Source organism: Marisediminitalea sp. (genome assembly GCF_984433645.1).
In genome coordinates, this window is record NZ_CFIDRX010000250.1 from 1 (window position 1) to 4,578 (window position 4,578).

Annotated in this window: 2 protein-coding genes; both read left to right on the plus strand. The window is 46.8% G+C overall.

What is annotated here, in order from left to right:
* The first annotated feature begins 241 nt into the window (after positions 1-241).
* Entirely contained in the window at positions 242-2,671 is a 2,430-nt protein-coding gene (locus AC4MRN_RS19660; RefSeq protein ID WP_491204267.1) for a TonB-dependent receptor, read from the plus strand.
* A 192-nt stretch (positions 2,672-2,863) separates the two neighbouring features.
* Positions 2,864-4,249, plus strand: a complete 1,386-nt coding sequence (locus AC4MRN_RS19665) for a DUF4397 domain-containing protein (protein WP_490403623.1) — start codon at positions 2,864-2,866, stop codon at positions 4,247-4,249.
* Positions 4,250-4,578 lie beyond the last annotated feature (329 nt).

Sequence of the window (4,578 nt, forward strand, 5' to 3'; positions counted from 1 at the left end):
GCACCATTTCTTTCGTTTCTCTTTCTTTTTCTTTTTTTATTTCCTGCTGAATAGTGCGTTCTTAGCGGCATTATTGGATTGCTGAACAGGCTGTTTTGGCATGATTTGCCGCATCAGAGCGATAACCCGTAAACAATTGCCGGTGAATGACAGTTGACGATCTGTGTCAAAATTGGGTAATGTTATATTATAACGTCTCAGTCGAGGCGAATGTATTCCAGTATTTAGCACAGAGCAGTCAATGAAGAACAAAACACTTATCGGTTTAGCCGTAATGGCAGCACTCGGTTCACCAGCCGCCATGGCAACGGTTGTAAAAGGCACAGTGAATAATCAGCAAGGCCAACCCGTAAAGGGTGCAGAGGTCCGTATCGAAGGATCTAAGCAGGTGACCTTCACGAACGAACAGGGCCAATACCAGTTTGATAACGTGAAAATTGAGCATATTCATTTGCATGTGTATTCATCAGAGTACGTGCACGGTGATAATGACCTCGGCAATGTGAGTACTGACCAGGTTATCGACTTTACGCTTACGCCAGTGTCAGTTGAAAACATTGTGGTCACTGCCAGTGTCCTGGGGTCTTCAGTACTCGAATCGGTAACGCCGGTATCGGTGATTGGTCAGGATCAGCTTCGTAAAATACAGGCAGAGACACTGGGTGAAACTTTAAAGAAAACCCCAGGTGTTCACAGTACCTATTTTGGACCGGTATCAAGCAGCCCGGTCATTCGTGGTAATGACGGCCCACGAGTTAAGATCGTTCAAAACAGCCTTGATGTATCTGATGTATCTCGCATTGGTCCGGACCATAACGTCGCAGCCAACAGCAGTAGTGCTACACAAGTTGAAATTTTGCGCGGCCCGGCCACGCTGCAATATGGCAGTGGCGCCATTGGCGGTGTTGTTAACGTCGTTGATCAACGCATTCCTACTGAAGTACCTGCTGAGTTAGAAGGTGAGGTAGAAGCAAACTACGCAACCGTGAACGACGGCAAATATGGCCGCTTTAACCTAAACGGTGGGCAGAACAATTTTGCCTTCCACGTAGACGGATACAGCCGTAAGACGGGAAATGCCGACATTCCGGGTTTCGCCTCGGCAGAACCGGATGAAGATGAAGAGCGCGGTATTCTTGAAAACAGCCAGATGGATACAACCAATATTACGGCGGGTTTATCACTGATAGACGACGAAGGATATTTTGGTTTTGCAGTAGAAAAGCTGGATAACCTGTATGGCGTGCCAGGGCATCATCACCATCATGACGAAGAGCATGAAGAAGGTGAAGAAGAAGGCCATGAGGAAGAGGAACACGAAGAAGAGGGGACTCGTCTGGATGTCGACATGACCCGATATCAGGCGGCGGGTGAATGGTATTCACCTATGGCCGGGTTGAGTACGGTTAAGTTTGCTGCATCTTATACAGATTACGAGCACGTTGAGTTGGAAGGTGACGAAGTAGGCACGCGTTTCACTAACAAAGGCAGTGATATGCGTTTAACTGCACACCATAAAGACATCGCCGACTGGCATGGTGTGATTGGTGTTCAGTATCACAACAGTGACTACACCGCTGACGGGGAAGAAGCGTTCACGCCTCCCACCGAAACCCAGAGTGCGGCAATCTTCCTGATTGAGCAGAAGAAAGTCGGTTCTGCGACCTTCGAATTTGGTGGTCGAATTGAAACCACGGAATACACTGCACAGGACATGGACTTTGAACTGGAAGCCGAAGAGTTGGATCATGACGAACATGATGAAGAACACGAAGGCGAGCATGAAGAAGAGCACGGACATACCTTTTCTTTCGATGAATACCGCTTTGTAAGCAGCTCGTTGTCTGCCGGTGTGAACTGGGAATATACACCGGGCTACTCGTTAGCCGTCACCCTGTCACGTAACGAACGTGCGCCAAGTCAGCAAGAGCTGTTCTCTGCTGGTCAGCATTTGGCTACACAAACATTTGAAGTTGGCCTTGTGTTTGACATGGACGAAGAAGGCGAAGTGAGTGATACGCTTCAGTCGGTAAAAGAAGAGGTTAGCACCAATCTGGATGTGACCTTCCGTAAGTTTTCCGGGATGGGCGGATACACGTTCTCATTCTTCTATAACGATGCCAGTGACTATATTTATCAAAGCGCCACCGGGTTGATTGCGTTAAGCGAACACGAAGAGCATGAAGAAGAGGGCGTGGAAGAGGAAGCTGAGCACGAAGAGGAAGGTTTGCCGGTCTATTACTTCCGTCAGGCTGACGCCAAGCTATACGGCTTGGAAGCAGAAGGCTTTATTGATGTTACCAACTCGCTACGAGTCAGCTTATTCGGCGATTACATAAGAGCTAAAATTGATAGTGAGGACTTACCACGAATTCCTCCGCTGCGCCTTGGCTCAACTCTGAGTTATCAGGATGAAAGCCTGAGTGCTGATGTCTCGATTACCTGGTATGACGAACAAGACAAAGTAGCGTCTTATGAAACCACCACAGACAGCTACACCATGCTGGACGCCTCTGTGGAATACATCATTCCAGGCAATTACGAATGGTCTGTGTATGCACGCGCGAACAACCTGCTGGATGAAGAAGCACGGGTTCACACGTCATTTATCAAAGACCAGGCCCCACTGCCGGGTAGAAACTTCACAGTAGGTACGCGTCTGGTATTTTAACGGAACGTTTTCCAATAGTTTGGCGGCCCTTGTGCCGCCTTTTTTGTGTCTCAAGGTTACCAATGTGTTGTTAATGTCAGTGATTGCAAAGGTTGTGTAAAGAGGCGAACCACCTTGCTCCTGTAGCGTCTTTACACGTGTACCATACGCGCCGATGCGTTAATTCCGTTTTTTGCAAGGACATTTACATTTATGCACTTCCCGTTAATCAAGACCCTGTTTCGCGCTGCCAGTGCGCTATTTTTAGTGAGTGTTCTCACCGCGTGCGGTGGTTCAGGCAGCAGTGGCAACAGTGATTACACCTACGCTTATTTACACTTCTACAATGGCTCACCAAATGGGGCTACCGTTTATTTTCGCGAGTTAGATGGCGATGATCTCGGCGCCGCACAGTTTGGTGACAGTAGCTCGCTACTTGCACTGGACTCAGGTGAGTTAGAGTTAGAATTTTACCGTCTTGATTCAGATGATCAGGAAGTGGTGATTGACGAACTTACCGTACAGTTAAAGAAATCGTACAAAACGGTTGTCATTATGCGCGGTGACTTCGAATCCCCTACGTTTGAGTCGTACCAGTTTAAGCGTGAAACGTTGGACGAACACTTCCGTCTGATGGCGACGTCAGTGTTACTCGACGAAACACAGTCCTTTGACTTGTATATGAGTGATGCAGGCGACCCGTTTGAAGCCGCTAACTACTTAGGGACTATCGAGGCGGGTGAACTGACAGAATACACCTACTGGGATGGCGATTCAGACAGTGAAGACTTCAACGAAGATGAATATACCATTTATCTGACTAACCCTGGCGAGACCGACGTTGTATTTGAAACGCCCACGATTAACTTTGCCTACAACACTGAATATGTACTGCTAATGCGTGATATCTCAGGCGCTATTCAAAATGGTATGGCAATGGATGTATTACTAAACTCCTCTACTGTGTCTGAAGTAACCGATGTTGATGCGTTGTCTCAATACCGTATTTACAACAGCCTGGACAGTGATTCACCTATTACTGTTACCTTTACTGGCGACGACGAAGGAGAGGCCATTACGTTAACGTTGGCTGCGGGTGAAGTAAGTGACTTTACCGAAATCAATTATGGTGATTACCGTATTTCAGCGTCTATTGGCGATACCAGCCTGACTGCATTCAACAACAAGCTGATCACTCTCAATCAAAGTGAGAGTAAAGCGATTGTGATTTACGAAAAAGCGGGGGCACTAGCGTCACTGAGTTTTGTAGAGAGCTCGTTGTCGCAGGCCTACGACAAGACCATCAACTTTGTAAACCTGGTGGAAGACTACGACGATGTGGACTTTTACCTGGTGCGACACGATGAAACTATCGACACGGCAGAATACAGTGTCCAGAACGTAGAGTTCACTGAAACCGACACTGATGTTGTGCCTGCGGACTACTATGAAATCATTGCTGTGCACGAAGACAACAATGACGAGCAATACTTATTGTATCGCTTGCCACTGACCGGATTCAATGAAGATACAAACTATATTATTACTGTAGAACCGTCTGACAACGCCTCAGGATATGAAATCGTAGTCGTAGACTAGTCGCGACTGACTAAACACCTTAAAAATGACCTGTAAAATAAATCGCCGGGCTAGCCCGGCGATTTTTGTTGTCCAAGAGCATATAAAAACGATAATATACGCGCTCGTATTGATGTTTACACATCTGCCCCCATACTGCTTGGAACAGTGAAATTCCGGCCTGTCTGAGGCTTAACAAGTAGTCTGAACCTTGAAACACAGCACATTTGCTGTGTTAGCCTGCTTTTTTCTTGAATTAGTCAAAAATAATTCAAAATCGAACTACCTTCAGTGAATCTTTTCTGTTATTATTTCGCGCCCTTTTTAGCGGGGTATGGTTTAAAAATGGT

Excerpts from the sequence above, each read along its gene's own strand:
- AC4MRN_RS19660 (WP_491204267.1), top strand. The coding sequence starts at position 242 with ATGAAGAACAAAACACTTATCGGTTTAGCCGTAATGGCAGCACTCGGT.
- AC4MRN_RS19665 (WP_490403623.1), top strand. The coding sequence starts at position 2,864 with ATGCACTTCCCGTTAATCAAGACCCTGTTTCGCGCTGCCAGTGCGCTA.